Raw genomic sequence first — 15,328 nt, 5'->3', positions numbered from 1 at the left:
GAACCTCCAGTTCGGAAAGACCATGGCCAAACAGGAAGATAGATGAACCGCCCGGTTAAGCTCCTGAGTGTTGGCGCGCTGACGCTCGATACGATCCTTCGCGTCGACACGCTTCCGGCGCGTCAGGGCAAGTTCATCGCGTCCGACAGCGTGCAGATCGCCTCGGGCATGGCTTCGAGCGCGGCCTGCGCCGCACGCCGTCTCGGCGCGGAGGTATCGCTGTGGGCGAGCGCGGGAGACGACCTCGTCGGCGATCAGCTAGTCGCAGGCATTGAGGCCGAAGGCGTCGATTGCAGCTTTGTCCGGCGCGTCGCCGGGGCGCGGTCGGCACTGTCGGCCATCTTGGTCGACACGCATGGCGAGCGCGTTATTGTTCCATTCTATGACAAGCTCGCCCAGGCCGACCCCGAAGCGCCCCCCACTGAGGATCTCACCGCATTCGACGCCGTCCTGGTCGACGTGCGCTGGCCGGGCGCGGCAGCTCTGGCCCTGACGGCGGCGCGCGCAATCGACCGTCCAGCCATACTCGACGCCGACACCGCGCCACGGGCCGTGCTGGAACGGCTGTTTCCGCTCGCCTCGCACATCGTCGCGTCGGAGCCGGCGGCGTTCATCCTCTGCGGCGAGGAGCAAGGCCCGCAGGCGGCCTGTGAAGCGCTGGCCAGACGAACCGATGCATTCGTAGCGGTGACCGGCGGCGCAGCGGGAAGCTGGTGGTTCGACCGCTCGGTGGCGTCGGTGCGCCATGTCGCGGCGCCAAGGATCAAGGCAGTGGATACGCTTGCCGCCGGCGACGTGTTTCACGGCGCCTTTGCCGTCGGGCTGGCCGAGGCCGTGCCGATCGAACGGACATTGCGCTTTGCCAGCGCCGCCGCCGCGCTCAAATGCCTGCGCTTCGGCGGCAGGCTGGGAGCGCCCGACAGGGCCGAGACACTGGCGATGATGGCGGCTCACTGGCCGGATTGAGCGCGAGGCGGCCGTCAAATCGGATGGTACCGCCGCTCTATCTTTTGCTTGAGCATCGGATTTCACCTAAAACCGGTACGGGTCCGATGCTCTATCCCTTGGCCGGATGCTCGACTGCCTGCCGGCCAAAGTCCGGCACGTCGATGTCCTGGCCGGCCTCGATGATCGAGCGGCGCACGGCGCGGGTGCGGGTGAACAGGTCGAACAGCTTTTCGCCGTCGCCCCAGCGGATCGCCCGCTGCAGCGAGGCCAGATCCTCCGAGAACCGCGCCAGCATTTCGAGGATGGCATCCTTGTTGTGCAGGCAGACGTCCCGCCACATCGTCGGGTCGGACGCGGCAAGGCGCGTGAAGTCGCGAAAGCCGGAGGCCGAATATTTTATGACCTCGGACTTGGTCACCGACTCCAGATCGTCGGCGGTGCCGACGATGTTATAGGCGATGATGTGCGGCAGGTGCGAGACGATGGCCAATGTCATGTCGTGATGCTGGGGATCCATCGTGTCGATGTTGGAGCCGCAGCGGCGCCAGAATTCCGAGAGCCTTTCCAGCGCCTCGGGATCGGTGCCGGGTAGCGGCGTGAAGATGCACCAGCGGTTTTCGAACAGTTCGGCAAAGCCGGCGTCCGGACCCGATTTTTCAGTGCCGGCCAGCGGGTGGCCGGGAATGAAATGCACGCCGGCAGGCACATGCGGCTGCATCTGCGCAATGACCGAGGCCTTGGTCGAGCCGACATCGGTGAGGATGGCGCCCTGCTTCAGCGCCGGTGCGATTTCCTCGGCGACCTCGCCCGAAGAACCGACCGGCACCGAAACGATGACCAGGTCGGCATCGCCGACCGCCTCTTTCGCATCCGACGTGTAGAAGGAGCCGAGGCCGAGTTGTTTCGCCCGCGCCAGCGTCGTTTCGCTGCGCGTCGAGATGGCGACATGACCGGCAAGGCCTTCGCGATGGATTACGCGGGCCAGCGACGAGCCGATCAGGCCGATGCCGACCAGCGCGATCTTTTCGAACATCGGTGATGTCATGGTGTTCTAGCTTTTCAGAAATGTCGCGAGGGCGGCGACAACGCCGCGATTGGCCTCTTCGGTGCCGATGCTCATGCGCAGCGCATTCGGGAAGCCGTAGCCGGAAACGCGCCGCAATATGTAGCCGCGCGCACAGAGGTAATCGTCCGCAGCTGCCGCCGAATGTTTTTTGTCTTCGGGAAAGTGGATGAGGACGAAATTGCCGACGCTCGGCGTCACCCGCAGTCCGAGCCTGGTCAATTCCTCGCTCACCCAGGTCAGCCAGGTCTCGTTATGCGCCACGCTGCGCTCGACATGGACGCGGTCGCGGATCGCGGCAATGCCGGCCTCGATCGCCGTCGCGTTGACGTTGAAGGGACCTCGCACCCGGTTGATCGCGTCGATGACATGCATCGGCGCGTACATCCAGCCGATCCGCGCGCCGCCGAGGCCGAGCTTGGAGAAGGTGCGGGTCATGACCACGTTTTCCGCGCCAGCCACCAGTTCGACGCCAGCTTCATAGTCGTTGCGGCGGACATATTCGGCATAGGCTGCATCCAGCACCAGAAGCACGTTTCGAGGCAGGCCGGCATGCAAGCGGCGCACCTCCTGGAACGGCAAATAGGTGCCGGTCGGGTTGTTGGGATTGGCAAGGAAGATGATCCGCGTACGCGGCGTTACGGTGGCAAGGATCGCATCGACGTCGGCACGCTCATTGGTTTCCTTGACCGACACCGGGACAGCACCTGCCGACTGGATGTAGATCTTGTAGACCATGAAGCCGTGTTCGGTGATCACAGCTTCATCGCCGGGTGCGAGATAGGTCTGCGCAAGCAGGCCCAGAATCTCGTCGGAACCGTTGGAACAGACGATGTTCGCCGGGTTGAGACCATGCACCTCGGCGATCGCCTCCCGCAGGCGCCTGGCGGTGCCGTCGGGATATATGTCGAGCTTGGCCGCGACGTCGCGCGCGGCTTCTATCGCCTTCTGCGACGGGCCGAGCGGGTTCTCGTTCGACGACAATTTGTGGACCTTGGCAACGCCGGCCGGCGCCGTGCTTTTGCCCGGCACATAGGCTTCGATATCCATGATCCCCGGGCGGGGCGTTGGACGTGCCTGATCCGATGCCTGGTTCATATTGCAAAAATCCGTCGAGAACGCTTCCACCTAGTGTGGTGGATTTGAAGTTCCTGCCATTTTGGTGGCAACGGCGCTCAGGAACTTCAAATCCAGCACACTAGAAGCCGCAGCGGAAATACAAGTCGTGGCCTGGAATGTCGAGAGGCGGCGATCATGGGTGAGCGACTGGCATGGGTAAACGACTGGCCGTTGACGCCGAGACGCTCCGGTCCTAGAAGAAAGGCGAAATCCCGTGGTGATTTGGCCGGTCGGCTTGCAGCCACGTTAAACAACTCGCTAAAGGGCCGTTTGCATCTTGTAACCGGCTTTGCGAAGGCAATGCCGGTTTTTTTGTTGTCCGCAGCCGGCCGGACAGTCGCATCGACCCGAAAATCGCAATCGACTTTCGGAAAACACGATGGGTTAATGTAAGAGGATGCGATGGTCGCGCTGCGCACGAAAAGAACCAACAACGAGGCCGACGAGCCGTCGAGCCCAGTGTTGCGTTTCGGTGCCGACAAGCCGCTCAAGCTCGATGCCGGCACGCTGCTGTCACCGTTCCAGATCGCCTACAAGACTTACGGCACGCTCAACGACGCCCGCTCCAACGCCATCCTCGTCTGCCATGCACTGACCGGCGACCAGCATGTCGCCAGCACCAATCCAGTGACCGGCAAGCCGGGCTGGTGGGAAGTGCTGATCGGCCCCGGCAAGATCATCGACACCAGCCGCTTCTTCGTCATCTGCTCGAACGTCATCGGCGGCTGCCTCGGCTCGACCGGCCCCGCCTCGACCAATCCAGTCACCGGCAAGCCCTACGGGCTCGACCTGCCGATCATCACCATCCGCGACATGGTGCGGGCGCAGTTGATGCTGGTCGACCATTTCGGCATCGAAAAACTATTTTCGGTGCTCGGCGGCTCGATGGGCGGCATGCAGGTGCTGCAATGGGCGTCGAGCTATCCGGAGCGCGTTTTCTCGGCGCTGCCGATCGCCACCGGCGCGCGCCATTCCTCGCAGAACATCGCCTTCCATGAGGTCGGCCGGCAAGCGGTGATGGCCGATCCCGACTGGCATGGCGGCAAGTATTTCGAGCAGGGCAAGCGCCCGGAAAAGGGACTGGCTGTGGCGCGGATGGCCGCTCACATCACCTATCTGTCGGAGGCGGCCCTGCACCGGAAGTTTGGCCGCAACCTGCAGGACCGTGAAGCGCTCACCTTCGGTTTCGACGCCGACTTCCAGATTGAGAGCTATCTGCGCCATCAGGGCATGACCTTCGTAGACCGCTTCGACGCCAACTCCTATCTCTACATGACCCGGGCGATGGACTATTTCGACCTCGCCGCCGATCATGGCGGCCGGCTGGCCGACGCCTTTGCCGGCACCAGGACCCGTTTCTGCCTGGTCTCGTTCACCAGCGACTGGCTGTTCCCGACCGAGGAGAGCCGCTCGGTCGTTCACGCGCTGAACGCGGCCGGCGCCTCGGTGTCCTTCGTCGAGATCGAGACCGATCGCGGCCACGACGCCTTCCTGCTCGACGAGCCGGAGCTGTTCGCCGCCATCAACGGCTTCATCGCCTCGGCGGCCCGCGCCAGGGGGCTCAGCGCATGACCCCCAAAGATTACAGCCTTTTCGAACCGGCATCTTGCGCCAGGCAGCAGCGCATGACGCCTGAAGTTTGCAGGCTTTTCGGATCAAGGTCATGCGCCAGGCATCAGCGCATGGCCCCGAAAAGTTGCAGACTTTTCGGATCAAGGTCATGCGCCAGGCAGCAGCGCATGACCCCGAAAAGTTGCAGACTTTTCGGATCAAGGTCATGCGCCAGTCAAAGGCCACGATCATGAGTGTCAACCACGCCCAGCGCGTCGACCTCGAAGTCGTCGCCGATCTCATCCCGCCGCAGTCGCGGGTGCTGGACGTCGGCTCCGGTGATGGCCTGCTGCTCGAATTGCTGCAGGCAACGAAGCAGGTCGACGGCCGTGGGATGGAACTGTCGCAGCGCGGCGTCAACGAATGCGTGGCACGCGGCCTGTCCGTCATCCAGGGCGACGCCGACAAGGACCTCAAATTCTATCCCGACAAGGGTTTTGATTTCGTCGTCCTGTCGCAGACCTTGCAGGCGACCCGCAACCCGAAGCTGGTGCTCGACGAGTTGCTCAGGATCGGCAAGCACGCCATCGTCTCCTTCCCCAATTTCGGCCACTGGCGGGTACGCCTTTCGCTGTTCGTCGAAGGGCGGATGCCGGTGACCAAGGACCTGCCCTATTCCTGGTACGACACGCCCAACATCCATTTCTGCACCATCCGCGACTTCGTCAATCTCTGCGAAGAGCTCGGCGCAACGGTGGAAAAGGCAACCGCGCTCGACGCCAATGGCCAGAAAATCGGCCTGTCGATGCCATGGTGGTTCTGGAATTTCTTTGGCCAGCAGGCGGTGTTCCTGCTGAAGCGATAACGGCGACCCGTCGCTTCGGCCAGCCGGCCCGAGTCCGGAGACATCTGGGACTGATCGCCATTCGTCGAGGTCTAACGATCAAGTTCCGGAAAATACGGATCGGAGAAAAACCGCCGACCGCGCTCCCCTTGCAAACAGTCGACCGGTGCTGCCGCGTCGACCGGGACGGACCCGGGATCGGCCCCGGGACCGGCATTAGGATCGGTAACACCGCTGACCTCGAGGACCAGCTTGCGGCGTATGGCGGTCACGAATTCCGAAGCGGCATAGACCGGCAGCACGAAGGAGCCTGGCCCGCCTGTGACGCACTCGGCATAGTATTGGTCGAGATGGCTGAAGCTGGGCGACGGGCTGATCAGGATCGGCAGGCCATTGATGACGATGCCCTTTGCTATCGCGGCGTCGCGTGTCGTGGCGACGGGCATCCCGATATTGTTGGGGCCATCGCCTGAGATATCGATGACGCTGCGCGTCGCGTCGAAGGCGGCTCCATCCAAAAGCTTGGCGCCGAAGGCGAGCGCACTGGAAATCGAGGTGCCGCGAAAGCTCCTGAACGGGCGCGCCTCGATCTTGCCGGCGAATACCTCGGCGCTCTCGGCATCGTCGATGACCTGCCAGGCAATGACGGCGTCGTCGCGGACGGTGCCTGCCCATTCGAAATAGGCCAGCGCAATGCGGCCGTTCACGCCCGAACGCACCGCATTGATGAAGTCGGGGTGGCGCAGCGCCTTGACATAGCCGGCGCGCTGCAGGGCGAATTCCTTTTCGTCCATCGAGTGCGAGATGTCGACCGCCAGCACCAGTTCGACGTCCACGGCAATGGTGTCGGCAGGCGCGGCCAAAGGTGCTGCCTGGGCACGGGCAAGGCAGGCAAGCAGGCTGACGCAGGTCGCCCAAAAGCGCGCAGCGGTTTTGGGGTAACGACAAGCATCGAAGCAAAGACTCAAAGCGTGTCGCATGAATCCAACGCCGCAGGCTTCCGAACGATGCCGGCAATCTTTCGCCGCGATCACGGCAAAATAAAGCTTACGGCCGGCTATGCCTGTTGGTGGGCTTTGGCGACGGCCGGGGGTGGTTCGATCGCGCCGGCCCTGACGCGGACTGGCTTGAGAGCCGGTCGCTCGAAATCTTTCACGATCGCCAATGAGCTCGGGAAGAATTCAATATTCTGCTGGCCACGGCCGATATTGAGGATCGCGGCGTCGGCAAGACGCGCCTCCAGCATCGACAGCACCCGCCGCAGCGTCGCGCCGTCGAACGTGTCCAAAGCCTCATCGATGATCACCCATTTCGGCTGCCGCAAGACCAGCCGGGCAAAGGCAAGCAGGCGCTGCTCGTCATCGCTCAATTCGCGCTCCCAGCGCGCCGACCGGTCGAGCGAGGATGACAGCCGCCCGAGACCGACCTCGGCAAGCACCGCCGAGATCTCGGCGTCGCTGACCGCGGCATCGGCGTGGTCGAGCACCTCGCGCAGCGTGCCGAGCGGGAAATAGGGTTTTCTGGGAACGAAGGCCGGCACCTCTCCGGCCGGCATGCCGATCCGCCCGCTTCCCCACGGCCACAGACCGGCAATGGCGCGGAAGAACAGCGTCTTGCCGGCGCGCGGATCTCCGGTGATCATGACGCGCTCGCCGGCGCGGATCTCGACATGGGGCTCGGCGAGCTTGGCGCATCCATCCCGCGACGCAATTTCGAGCTTGTCGAATGTCAGCCTGCCGTCCGGATTTTCGCCGAACTCTATGCGCCTCTCGCTGTGGTGGAGCACATCCGTTTCAGCAAGCGCGATGCGGAAATCGGCGACGCGCATCAGCGTGGCGCGCCAATCGGCGATGCCGCCGATATTGTTGATGAACCAGCGCAACGAGGAATGCACCTGGTTGAAGGCGCCGACAGCCATCATCAGCCCGCCGAAGCTGATGTCACCGGCGAAATAGACCGGCGCGGCGACGAGGATCGGCGCGACGACAGTGATCCAGCCATAGGTGTCGGTCACCCAGGAAAGATTGATCTGGGCGCTGTAGATGCGCCGCATCGCGCCCAGCACCATGCCGAGGTCGAGCTCAAGCCGCCGTCGCGCGTCGGCCTCGCCGTGCGCAAGCGCGATGGCATCGACATTCTCGTTGACGCGGACCACCGAGGAGCGCAGCTCCGCCTCGCGCGTATAGCGGTCGCTGTTGAAGCGGATGAGCGGCCGTCCGACCAACCAGCTCAGCCAGGAGGCGGTGCCGGCATAGAGGATTGCGGCCCACACCATGTAGCCCGGAATCGCCAGCGAATAGCCGCCGACATGGAAGACGAAGCCGGAAGACAGCGACCAAAGGACGCCGACGAACGAAACAAGCAGAATGAACGACTGCAATAGCCCTATGCCGAGACCTGTCGAAAGATCGGAGAGATGCCCGGCATCCTGCTGCAGGCGCTGGTCGGGGTTGACGCCGATGGCGCCGGCGTTGGCGAGCCGGAAAGCCCGCGCCGGCCGCATCCATTCACCGATCAGATCGACGGTCAACGCCTCACGCAGCTTCAGCCGGATCGTCTGGTCGAGCCAGGTCTGGCCGACATTGAGCACCACAAGCCCGCCGGCGATGGCGGAAAACACCAGAAGCTGGTGCAGGAAACCCTGCATGTCGCGCCGAGCCAGCGCGTCGTAAAAGGGCTCGTTCCAGCGATTGAGCAGAACCTGCCCGATCGAGGTTGCCACAATAACGGCGACTATGCCGAGGCAGGCCCAGAGCAGTTGTTTGCGGATCGGCGACTTCGCCAGCGCCAGCCTGATTGTCGCCAGCTGGTCGCGCAGGCTGCTGGCTTCGACCGACGCGGCAATCGGCTTGGCGCTGGCCTCGAAATCCGGATGATCAGCCATTGATGAAGACCCTTCGCAAGCAGTGCTGAAACCGGTGAACAAGTCGACTCAATCGGGTAGCAAACCCGCCCACGACAGATAGGTGGGAAAAAGCGTGATTCCGATCACGAAAACGTCATCGGCGGCCCGGCGACGGCGCCTTCCCGCTCGGCGATATCCGGCCGAGCCTTGTGGCGCCATGCGGCGAGAAAACCGGCACGAAGACGCGGCGAGAGGCGCGCTGGACGACCGGGACACCCTGATAGAGCCGCTTCTGCGCCTCGACGACGATGACGCCGGAAAAGATCGGCCAGAACCTGCGGCCGGCGCGCTCCAGCACATTGTGGAACCGCATCATGAAGCGTCGCCGCGATGGCGGGAAGAACAGGGCGTCGGACCAAGCCGCGGGCGTGAAATTCGCTTCGCGCAGCAATTCGGTGAGCTGGCCGCGCGAGAAAGGCCGGCCGCTGCCGAACGGCGTATGCTCGAAACGGGCCCAGACACCGCGCCGGTTGGGCACGACGATGACGACGCGGCCCGCGGGCGACAGCACCCGCCAGATTTCGTTCAGCGTCTCGCGCGGGTTCTCGGCATGTTCGAGTGAATGGACGAGCAGCATGCGGTCGATAGAGGCATCGACCAACGGCAATTCCTCATCGAAGACCAGCGCGGTCGCGGTCGGCCCGGTGGCCGGCCAGACCACCGCGCCTTGCGTCGCCGGCATGAAGGCAAAGACACGTTCGGCATCGGTGCCGAACCGCTCCAGCCACGGCAAGGTGTAGCCGAGGCCGACCAGCCGCTCATTGGGCACGACAGCCCATATCGAGGACAACGCCATGGTGATCGAGCGTTCGGCCAATCGCCCGAGCGTGGTCGAATAAAAGGAGCGAAGGTCGACGATATCGGAATGCATGCGCGGCACGCTATCTTCGATGCTGTCCAAGTTCAACAAAGGCGCCAAGTTCTACAAAGACGATGACATCCGCGGGCAAGCGCCCTATCTCTGCGGCGACTGCTGCATCGGCCAGAAATCGGTTTCGATTTCGGAAGACACGATGCAGCAGGTAAAAAGTGTCAGAAGCGTCCTTTGTGCGTCCAACTGGACGCGCGGCGCACTAGAGCAATTCCAGGAAAAGTGTGAAACGGTTTTCCGTCCGGAATTGCGCAAAAAAAAGGAGAGAGAGCCGTTCGGCGTTTCCGTGAAACGATGAACCGCTCTCGTGGAGAGATGCGATGCCGGTTGAAATCGAACAATTCATGTGCCGCAGCGACAATTTCGGCGTGCTGGTGCATGACCCGAAAAGCGGCCAGACCGCGATCATCGACGCGCCCGAGGAGGCGTCGATTCTGGCCGCGATCGAGCGTACCGGCTGGACGCCGACGATGATCCTGACCACCCATCACCATGTCGACCATGTCGAGGCCAATCTGGCGTTGAAGCAACGGTACAAGCTGCGCATCGTCGGACCGGAGGCGGAACAGGCCAAGATTCCCGGCATCGACGAAACCGTCGAGCAGGGTTCGGTCATCCACCTCGGCGAGGAGAGGATCGACGTGATCGCCACGCCCGGCCACACGGCGGGCCATGTCTCCTATCATCTGCCGGCGTCGAAAGTGGCGTTCACCGCCGACACGCTGTTCGCGCTCGGCTGCGGCCGGCTGTTCGAATGCAAGCCGCCGGTGATGTACGATTCGTTGAAGAAGCTCGCGGCGCTTCCGGCCGAGACGGTCGTCTATTGCGGCCATGAATACACGCTTTCCAACGCCCGCTTCGCGCTGACCGTCGACCCGACCAATTCGGCATTGAAGGAGCGCACCGCGAAAATCGAAGCGCTGCGCGCCGACGGCAAGCCGACGCTGCCGACTACGATCGGTGAGGAACTGTCGACCAATCCGTTCCTGCGCTGGCACGATCCGGCAATCCGCAAGCATCTCGGCATGGAGAACGCCTCCGACGCCGAAGTGTTCGCCGAAATACGCAAGCGCAAGGATAATTTCTGAGCACCGTTGATGGTCTGGCATCCATGAAGGTCTGAGGAAAATGACCAGTTCCGCCGAAATCATCGCGGCGCTCGGCCTGAAACCGCATCCGGAAGGCGGCTGGTATGCCGAGACCTTTCGCGATGGCGCGGAAGGCGCTCGCGGCCATTCGACCGCGATCTATTTCCTTTTGGAGCAGGAGCAAGTGTCGGCCTGGCACCGCGTCAAGGACGCCGCCGAGGTCTGGCATTTCTATGCCGGCGCCCCGCTGGCACTGTCGATGCATCGGGAAAACGGGCCGGTGATCGAGCAGGTGCTCGGCACGGCATTGGCGGCGGGCGAGCGGCCGCAGATCGTTGTGCCGGCAGGCTGGTGGCAGTCGGCGCGCAGCCTGGGCGAGTGGACGCTGGCCGGCTGCACCGTGGCGCCGGGCTTCGATTTCGCCGCCTTCGAGCTGGCCGAACCGGGCTGGAGTCCTAGCCCAGCAGGAAACCCATCGTGATCGCCAGCTGGGCGGCATAATACAGCGCCCAGACCGCGCGGCGCGTCCAGTCGCGGTGCGGCGAGATGGCGCTCAGCAGGAACTTTTCCGAGGCGAGCAGCCCGTCGGACGCCATGAACAGCACGGCGCCGCCGACGACCCAGAAATTGCTCAGGGTCAGCGCCGAAATGCCCATGGCAAAAATTGTCGCGATATAGACGCTGATGGGAAGGCGCAAGGCGGGGCCGACACGGCGCCAGAGCGCAAAAAGCATGGCGAGCGCCAACACGGCCATTGCCACGGCAATCGCCGCGCGCCACGGCTCGGCCGAGAGCAGCCCGGCCCCCTCGCCGGAGCGCAGGAACAGCGCGATGTAAAGCCCATGCGCCACGAGAAAACTGGCCAGCCCGCCGACAAAAGCCTTTTCACCGTCGCGCGACAGCAACGCATCGCCGATAGCACTGAGCGCCAGCGCAGCGATCAGCAGCCACGGACCGCCCTGCAGCGATGCCAGCACGGTGAGCATTGCCACGGCCAGCGTCTTGACCGCGGAACGCGCAAGCGTCTGTGGCATGTCGATGGTGAAGGCGTAGATCACCGCGGCGGCCAGCGAAAACAGCAGCGTCGAATTGGCGTCGGCGTCGATGCCGCCGGGAAACGGCATCACGCCCCTGCCTCGCTCGCAGCCCTCTTGCGCAAGAACAGCGATTTCGCCGCAAGCGCTGCGCCGCCGGTGATCAGCACGCAGGCGGCGAGGATGCGCAGGGACGGTTCGGCGAAGCCGGCTGATATCAGCACCAGTGTCGACAGCAGCGGCGCGGCATAGCTTGCCGCGCCCAGCACCTGGATGTTGCCGCGCTTGACGCCGATATCCCAGGCGTAGAAGGCCGCGCCCACCGGCATCAGGCCGAGGCCGAGCACGGCCAGCCACTGGCCGGCGCCGACAGGCAGCACCGTCTCTTCCAGCATCAGATGGCAGACAAGCGAAAGCGCTGCCGTGGCCGCACAGAACCAGGTGACGATGCTGGTCGGCACCGACGGAAAGCGGCGCGACAACAGCGAATAGGACGACCACAGCACGGCGCAGACGCCGGCCATCGCATAGCCGAAGGCATAGCGCGCGTCGAAGGCAATCCCGCCGCCCTTGGTGACGATCAGGAAAGTGCCGGCAAGGCCGAGCAGTGCGCCGACGACATGGTTCCAGGCCAGCCGCTCGCCCGGCATCAGCGCCGATCCGAGCACGATCAGCAGCGGCCACAGATAGGCGATGAGGCTCGCCTCCACCGCCGGCGCGTTGCGCAGCGCAGTGAAATAGAAGAAGTGATAGCCGAACAGGCCGGCAATGCCGATCAGCCACACTTGCGGCGGTATCTTCTCGCTCCCGGCGGTGGCCGGCATGAACAGCCGCGCGACGAGCCCGACGCCAGTGCCGATCGTGAAGGTGATCGCCGAGAGCAGGAATGGCGGCACCTTGCCGGAAGCGTCCGTAAGCAGTGCCAGCAGCGCCCACATGGCGACCGCCGAGAAGCCGATCAGTGTTGCGCGCCCCATGTCCGTCTCCGGCGGCGCGCGATCGCGCCTAATCTGTCGCTTCGAACCGCTCCGCGCTGACGGTAAGGGTGCCGATTTTCGTGCCGACCGTGGCGTGGATCGGCGCATATACGCCGGTTTGGCCGACCGGTGCAAACGTCACCATGATGCGGCTGCGCTTTCTCAGGTAATCCAGGGATTTGCGGTTCTTGCGATAACCCGCCACCGGCTCAAAATCCAGCCGGCAAGTGACGGTATCGCCCTCGTAGCCGCGCACCGAGGTCGAGCCTTTCGACTCGTAGGTCAGCGTCAGATCGGCGCGCATCTCGCCGTCATAGAGCTTCACCGTGCGCCCGCAGACCTTGTCGAGACTATCGGCATGGATGACGGTGGCGGCCATCGGATCGAGCACCGAGGCGAGATGGCTGGCGGCCAGCGGTATCCATTTCTTGGAATTGCGCTTCTTCGGCGCAGGCACGACCTTGGTCGCGGTAACAGTGCCGTTGGCGAACTGGATATCGATCATCGATGCCTTGTCGCCCGATTTGTAGTCGGCGCGGAACGCCTGCGGCTGCAATTGCTTGCCCAAAATCTTGCCCTTCGACGAGACCGTGCCACGCGTGTCGTCGAATATTGTGGCGAGGCCGGCGCTGGAGACGCTGCCTTCGATTGAATAGGTATCGCCTTCGTAACTGCTGAAAAAGCTTGCCTTGGCCACCGAGAAGCCGTGGACCGAAACCGTATACTCGCCCTTGAAGGATTGTTGCGTGGCGGCAGAAATTGCCGTCGGCAGCGCCACGGCGAGCGATGCAAGGAGAGCATGAGACGAACGAAGCATGGCGGGATCGATCCTCGATTTCAGCAGAAGCGTGCAACTCCAGCCTGGCATCTCCTTGTGCGACCGCTTATAGACTGAATTTCGGCCTTTATGTGAAAGACGTCGTCATACCCGGGCGCAAGCCGGAGCTTGACGCATCGCCGAAATGCAACTATGGAACGCCAACTTTTTCCATAAGGCCGCCTGACCGAAACCGCGCGCCACCCGGCGCGGGTCGAATGTTTGGCCAGACCGAGAACTGAAGGTTTAGAACCATGTCCCGCACCTGCGAACTCACTGCCAAGGCAGTCATGTCCGGCAACAATGTGAGCCACGCCAACAACAAGAGCAAGCGTCGCTTCCTGCCCAATCTCGTCAATGTGACGCTGATCTCGGAAGCGTTGAACCAGAATGTGCGCCTGCGCATTTCGGCCAACGCGCTGCGTTCAGTCGAGCATCGCGGCGGCCTTGATGCGTTCCTGGCCAAGGCCGACGCCAAGGAGCTGTCGCAGCGCGCGCGGCTGCTGAAGAAGCAGATCGCCAAGAAGCTCACCGAACAGCCGGCCGCTTAATTTTTCAGGCAACCGCCTTCGGCATCGGACCGAAAAGTGCGAAGCGGTTTTCGGAGAAATCCGATGGCCAAACAGCAATGGAGTGTCGTCCGAACTCGGCATGACACCCCGCTGGTTCCATTACCCAGGATAAAAAAATGAGCTTTTTCTCCCGATACCTGCCCTTCGTTGCGGCCATGGCGCTTGTCGTGGTGGCGTCGAACGTCCTCGTGCAGTTCCCGCTGCAGGGTGCAATCGGCGGCCTGTCGCTGGCCGACATTCTGACCTGGGGCGCCTTCACCTACCCGTTCTCCTTCCTGGTCACCGACCTTGCCAATCGCCGCTACGGCCCGGCTGTGGCGCGCCGGATCGTGTTTGTCGGCTTCGCGGCGGCAGTGATCTGCTCGGTCGTCATCCCGCCCTTGCTGTTCCGCTGCGGCCTGATCGAATTCGAAACGGCTGCCGACCGGCTGGTGCGCATTGCAGCGGCTTCCGGCACCGCGTTCCTGATCGCGCAGCTGCTCGACGTGACCGTGTTCAACCGGTTGCGCCGGCAGAGCTGGTGGCGGGCGCCGATCGTCGGCACGCTGGTCGGCTCGGTGTTCGACACCGCGGTGTTCTTCACGATCGCCTTTTCGGCGGCTTTCGCCTTCGCTGGCCCGAACGATGGCTTTGCGCTCGAAACCGCGCCGCTGATGGGCGTGCTGCCGGTCGAGGCCACGCGCTGGGTGTCATGGGCGCTCGGCGACCTCGGCGTGAAGCTGATCATCGCCGTGGTGGCGCTGATCCCCTACCGGCTGCTTGCCGCCCGCTGGAGCCATCCGGCACTGGCGGCATAGAGCATGATCCCTAAAAGTGGGAACCGGTTTTCGGAAAAGATCATGCTCACAGGTTCTCAAGCATGATCCCATGGGTCCAACTCGATACCGCGAAAACGCCTGACGGCGACCACGCGCTGCGCCTGAAACAACGCGGCGCCGAATTCTCGATCATGCTCGGCTCGAACGAGCTGATGAACAGCCGCCTCAGCGGTTCTGAGGAAGCGCTGGCGAGGCTGTCCTGCCAAAGGATTGCCGGCCGCAGGCAGCCGAAAATACTGATCGGCGGGCTGGGCATGGGTTTCACGCTGCGCGCCGCGATTGCCGAGCTTGGCGCCGATGCCGGCATCGTTGTCGGCGTGGGCGCGCGGCCCGATGGCCTCGCTGTTCGGCGGCTGTCTCGACGATCCGCGCGTGACCATTCGCGAGGCGGATGTCGGGCAGATCATACGATCGGAAGCCTCGGCCTGGGATGCCATCCTGCTCGACGTCGACAATGGGCCGGAAGGGATCGTCCGCAGGGCCAACGATGCTCTTTACAGTATAGCCGGGCTGATCGGCGCGAGAGCAGCGCTCAAGCCCGGCGGCGTGCTGGCGGTCTGGTCGCAGGGACCCGACAGCGGTTTTACCCGCCGGCTCAAGCAGGCGGGCTTCGCGGTCGAGGAGGCCAAGGTGCGAGCCAATGGCAAGCGCGGCGCACGCCAAATCATCTGGATAGCGACCAACGGACCCCGGCCTGCCGCAACCGGCGCCAAGCTGTAGC

Annotated in this window: 16 protein-coding genes, 1 pseudogene and 1 riboswitch; of the genes and pseudogenes, 9 read left to right on the top strand and 8 right to left on the bottom strand. The window is 63.5% G+C overall.

Annotated elements, in window-relative coordinates; translation table 11 throughout:
- Window positions 1–42 precede the first annotated feature (42 nt).
- The gene (locus AC0L18_RS19845; protein WP_473493834.1) at window positions 43–966 is read left to right on the top strand and encodes a PfkB family carbohydrate kinase; all 924 of its coding nucleotides are present in this window, start codon (window positions 43–45) and stop codon (window positions 964–966) included.
- 91 nt (window positions 967–1,057) lie between these two features.
- Here the strand turns inward: AC0L18_RS19845 and AC0L18_RS19840 are convergent, their stop codons facing one another.
- Window positions 1,058–1,993, bottom strand: coding sequence for a prephenate/arogenate dehydrogenase family protein (locus tag AC0L18_RS19840; protein WP_419694883.1), 936 nt, complete (start codon window positions 1,991–1,993; stop codon window positions 1,058–1,060).
- Between the two features lie 6 nt (window positions 1,994–1,999).
- Entirely contained in the window at window positions 2,000–3,109 is a 1,110-nt protein-coding gene (gene hisC, locus AC0L18_RS19835; protein ID WP_473493833.1) for a histidinol-phosphate transaminase, read from the bottom strand.
- Between the two features lie 225 nt (window positions 3,110–3,334).
- Window positions 3,335–3,412: riboswitch (SAM riboswitch) on the top strand.
- 120 nt (window positions 3,413–3,532) lie between these two features.
- Here hisC and metX point away from each other — a divergent pair.
- Both metX and metW read left to right on the top strand, forming a co-directional pair.
- Window positions 3,533–4,702 carry a homoserine O-acetyltransferase MetX gene (gene metX / locus AC0L18_RS19830; protein WP_473493832.1) on the top strand — a complete coding sequence of 390 codons (1,170 nt, stop codon included), beginning with the start codon at window positions 3,533–3,535 and terminating at the stop codon, window positions 4,700–4,702.
- 229 nt (window positions 4,703–4,931) lie between these two features.
- On the top strand, window positions 4,932–5,546 hold the full coding sequence (gene metW, locus AC0L18_RS19825) for a methionine biosynthesis protein MetW (protein WP_023797197.1): 615 nt from the start codon (window positions 4,932–4,934) through the stop codon (window positions 5,544–5,546).
- A 71-nt stretch (window positions 5,547–5,617) separates the two neighbouring features.
- Here metW and AC0L18_RS19820 read toward each other — a convergent pair whose 3' ends face one another.
- The 3 genes from AC0L18_RS19820 to AC0L18_RS19810 all read right to left on the bottom strand — a co-directional run bounded on the left by AC0L18_RS19820 (window position 5,618) and on the right by AC0L18_RS19810 (window position 9,301).
- On the bottom strand, window positions 5,618–6,388 hold the full coding sequence (locus AC0L18_RS19820; RefSeq protein WP_245277581.1) for a DUF1194 domain-containing protein: 771 nt from the start codon (window positions 6,386–6,388) through the stop codon (window positions 5,618–5,620).
- 194 nt (window positions 6,389–6,582) lie between these two features.
- Window positions 6,583–8,409, bottom strand: a complete 1,827-nt coding sequence (locus AC0L18_RS19815) for an ABC transporter ATP-binding protein/permease (protein WP_473493831.1) — start codon at window positions 8,407–8,409, stop codon at window positions 6,583–6,585.
- Window positions 8,410–8,524: 115 nt separating this feature from the next.
- Window positions 8,525–9,301, bottom strand: a complete 777-nt coding sequence (locus tag AC0L18_RS19810; RefSeq protein ID WP_091593108.1) for a class I SAM-dependent methyltransferase — start codon at window positions 9,299–9,301, stop codon at window positions 8,525–8,527.
- Here AC0L18_RS19810 and AC0L18_RS19805 point away from each other — a divergent pair.
- The 3 genes from AC0L18_RS19805 to AC0L18_RS19795 are packed head-to-tail and all read left to right on the top strand — an operon-like array spanning window position 9,300 to window position 10,870.
- On the top strand, window positions 9,300–9,599 hold the full coding sequence (locus tag AC0L18_RS19805) for a hypothetical protein (RefSeq protein ID WP_473493830.1): 300 nt from the start codon (window positions 9,300–9,302) through the stop codon (window positions 9,597–9,599). The genes AC0L18_RS19810 and AC0L18_RS19805 overlap by 2 nt on opposite strands.
- A 22-nt stretch (window positions 9,600–9,621) precedes the next feature.
- A complete protein-coding gene (gene gloB / locus AC0L18_RS19800; RefSeq protein ID WP_473493829.1) occupies window positions 9,622–10,389 on the top strand; it encodes a hydroxyacylglutathione hydrolase in 768 nt (255 codons plus the stop codon).
- Between the two features lie 40 nt (window positions 10,390–10,429).
- A complete protein-coding gene (locus AC0L18_RS19795; RefSeq protein WP_091593114.1) occupies window positions 10,430–10,870 on the top strand; it encodes a cupin domain-containing protein in 441 nt (146 codons plus the stop codon).
- On the opposite strand, the gene AC0L18_RS19790 is transcribed toward AC0L18_RS19795, so the two are convergent.
- From AC0L18_RS19790 to AC0L18_RS19780, 3 genes are read right to left on the bottom strand one after another with little or no spacing between them, the layout of a single operon-like run.
- Window positions 10,845–11,513, bottom strand: coding sequence for a lysoplasmalogenase family protein (locus AC0L18_RS19790; protein WP_473493828.1), 669 nt, complete (start codon window positions 11,511–11,513; stop codon window positions 10,845–10,847). The two genes, AC0L18_RS19795 and AC0L18_RS19790, sit on opposite strands and share 26 nt — an antisense overlap.
- Window positions 11,513–12,400: an aromatic amino acid exporter YddG gene (gene yddG, locus AC0L18_RS19785; protein ID WP_091593118.1), complete on the bottom strand. Its 888-nt coding sequence runs from the start codon at window positions 12,398–12,400 to the stop codon at window positions 11,513–11,515. The genes AC0L18_RS19790 and yddG overlap by 1 nt, the downstream gene beginning before the upstream one ends.
- A 28-nt stretch (window positions 12,401–12,428) precedes the next feature.
- Window positions 12,429–13,217, bottom strand: coding sequence for a DUF3108 domain-containing protein (locus AC0L18_RS19780; protein ID WP_473493827.1), 789 nt, complete (start codon window positions 13,215–13,217; stop codon window positions 12,429–12,431).
- 254 nt (window positions 13,218–13,471) lie between these two features.
- On the opposite strand from AC0L18_RS19780, the gene rpmB reads away from it, so the two are divergent.
- From rpmB to AC0L18_RS19765, 3 genes and pseudogenes are all read left to right on the top strand, one after another.
- Window positions 13,472–13,768 carry a 50S ribosomal protein L28 gene (gene rpmB, locus AC0L18_RS19775; protein WP_473493826.1) on the top strand — a complete coding sequence of 99 codons (297 nt, stop codon included), beginning with the start codon at window positions 13,472–13,474 and terminating at the stop codon, window positions 13,766–13,768.
- A gap of 137 nt (window positions 13,769–13,905) precedes the next feature.
- Window positions 13,906–14,586: a queuosine precursor transporter gene (locus AC0L18_RS19770; RefSeq protein WP_473493825.1), complete on the top strand. Its 681-nt coding sequence runs from the start codon at window positions 13,906–13,908 to the stop codon at window positions 14,584–14,586.
- Window positions 14,587–14,648: 62 nt separating this feature from the next.
- A pseudogene (locus tag AC0L18_RS19765) lies at window positions 14,649–15,327 on the top strand (polyamine aminopropyltransferase).
- The last annotated feature ends 1 nt before the right edge of the window (window position 15,328 follow it).

The organism is Mesorhizobium sp. WSM4819 (assembly GCF_055811215.1).
Note: the sequence above shows the minus strand (reverse complement) of the source record. Positions and strands in the feature narration are given on the sequence as shown.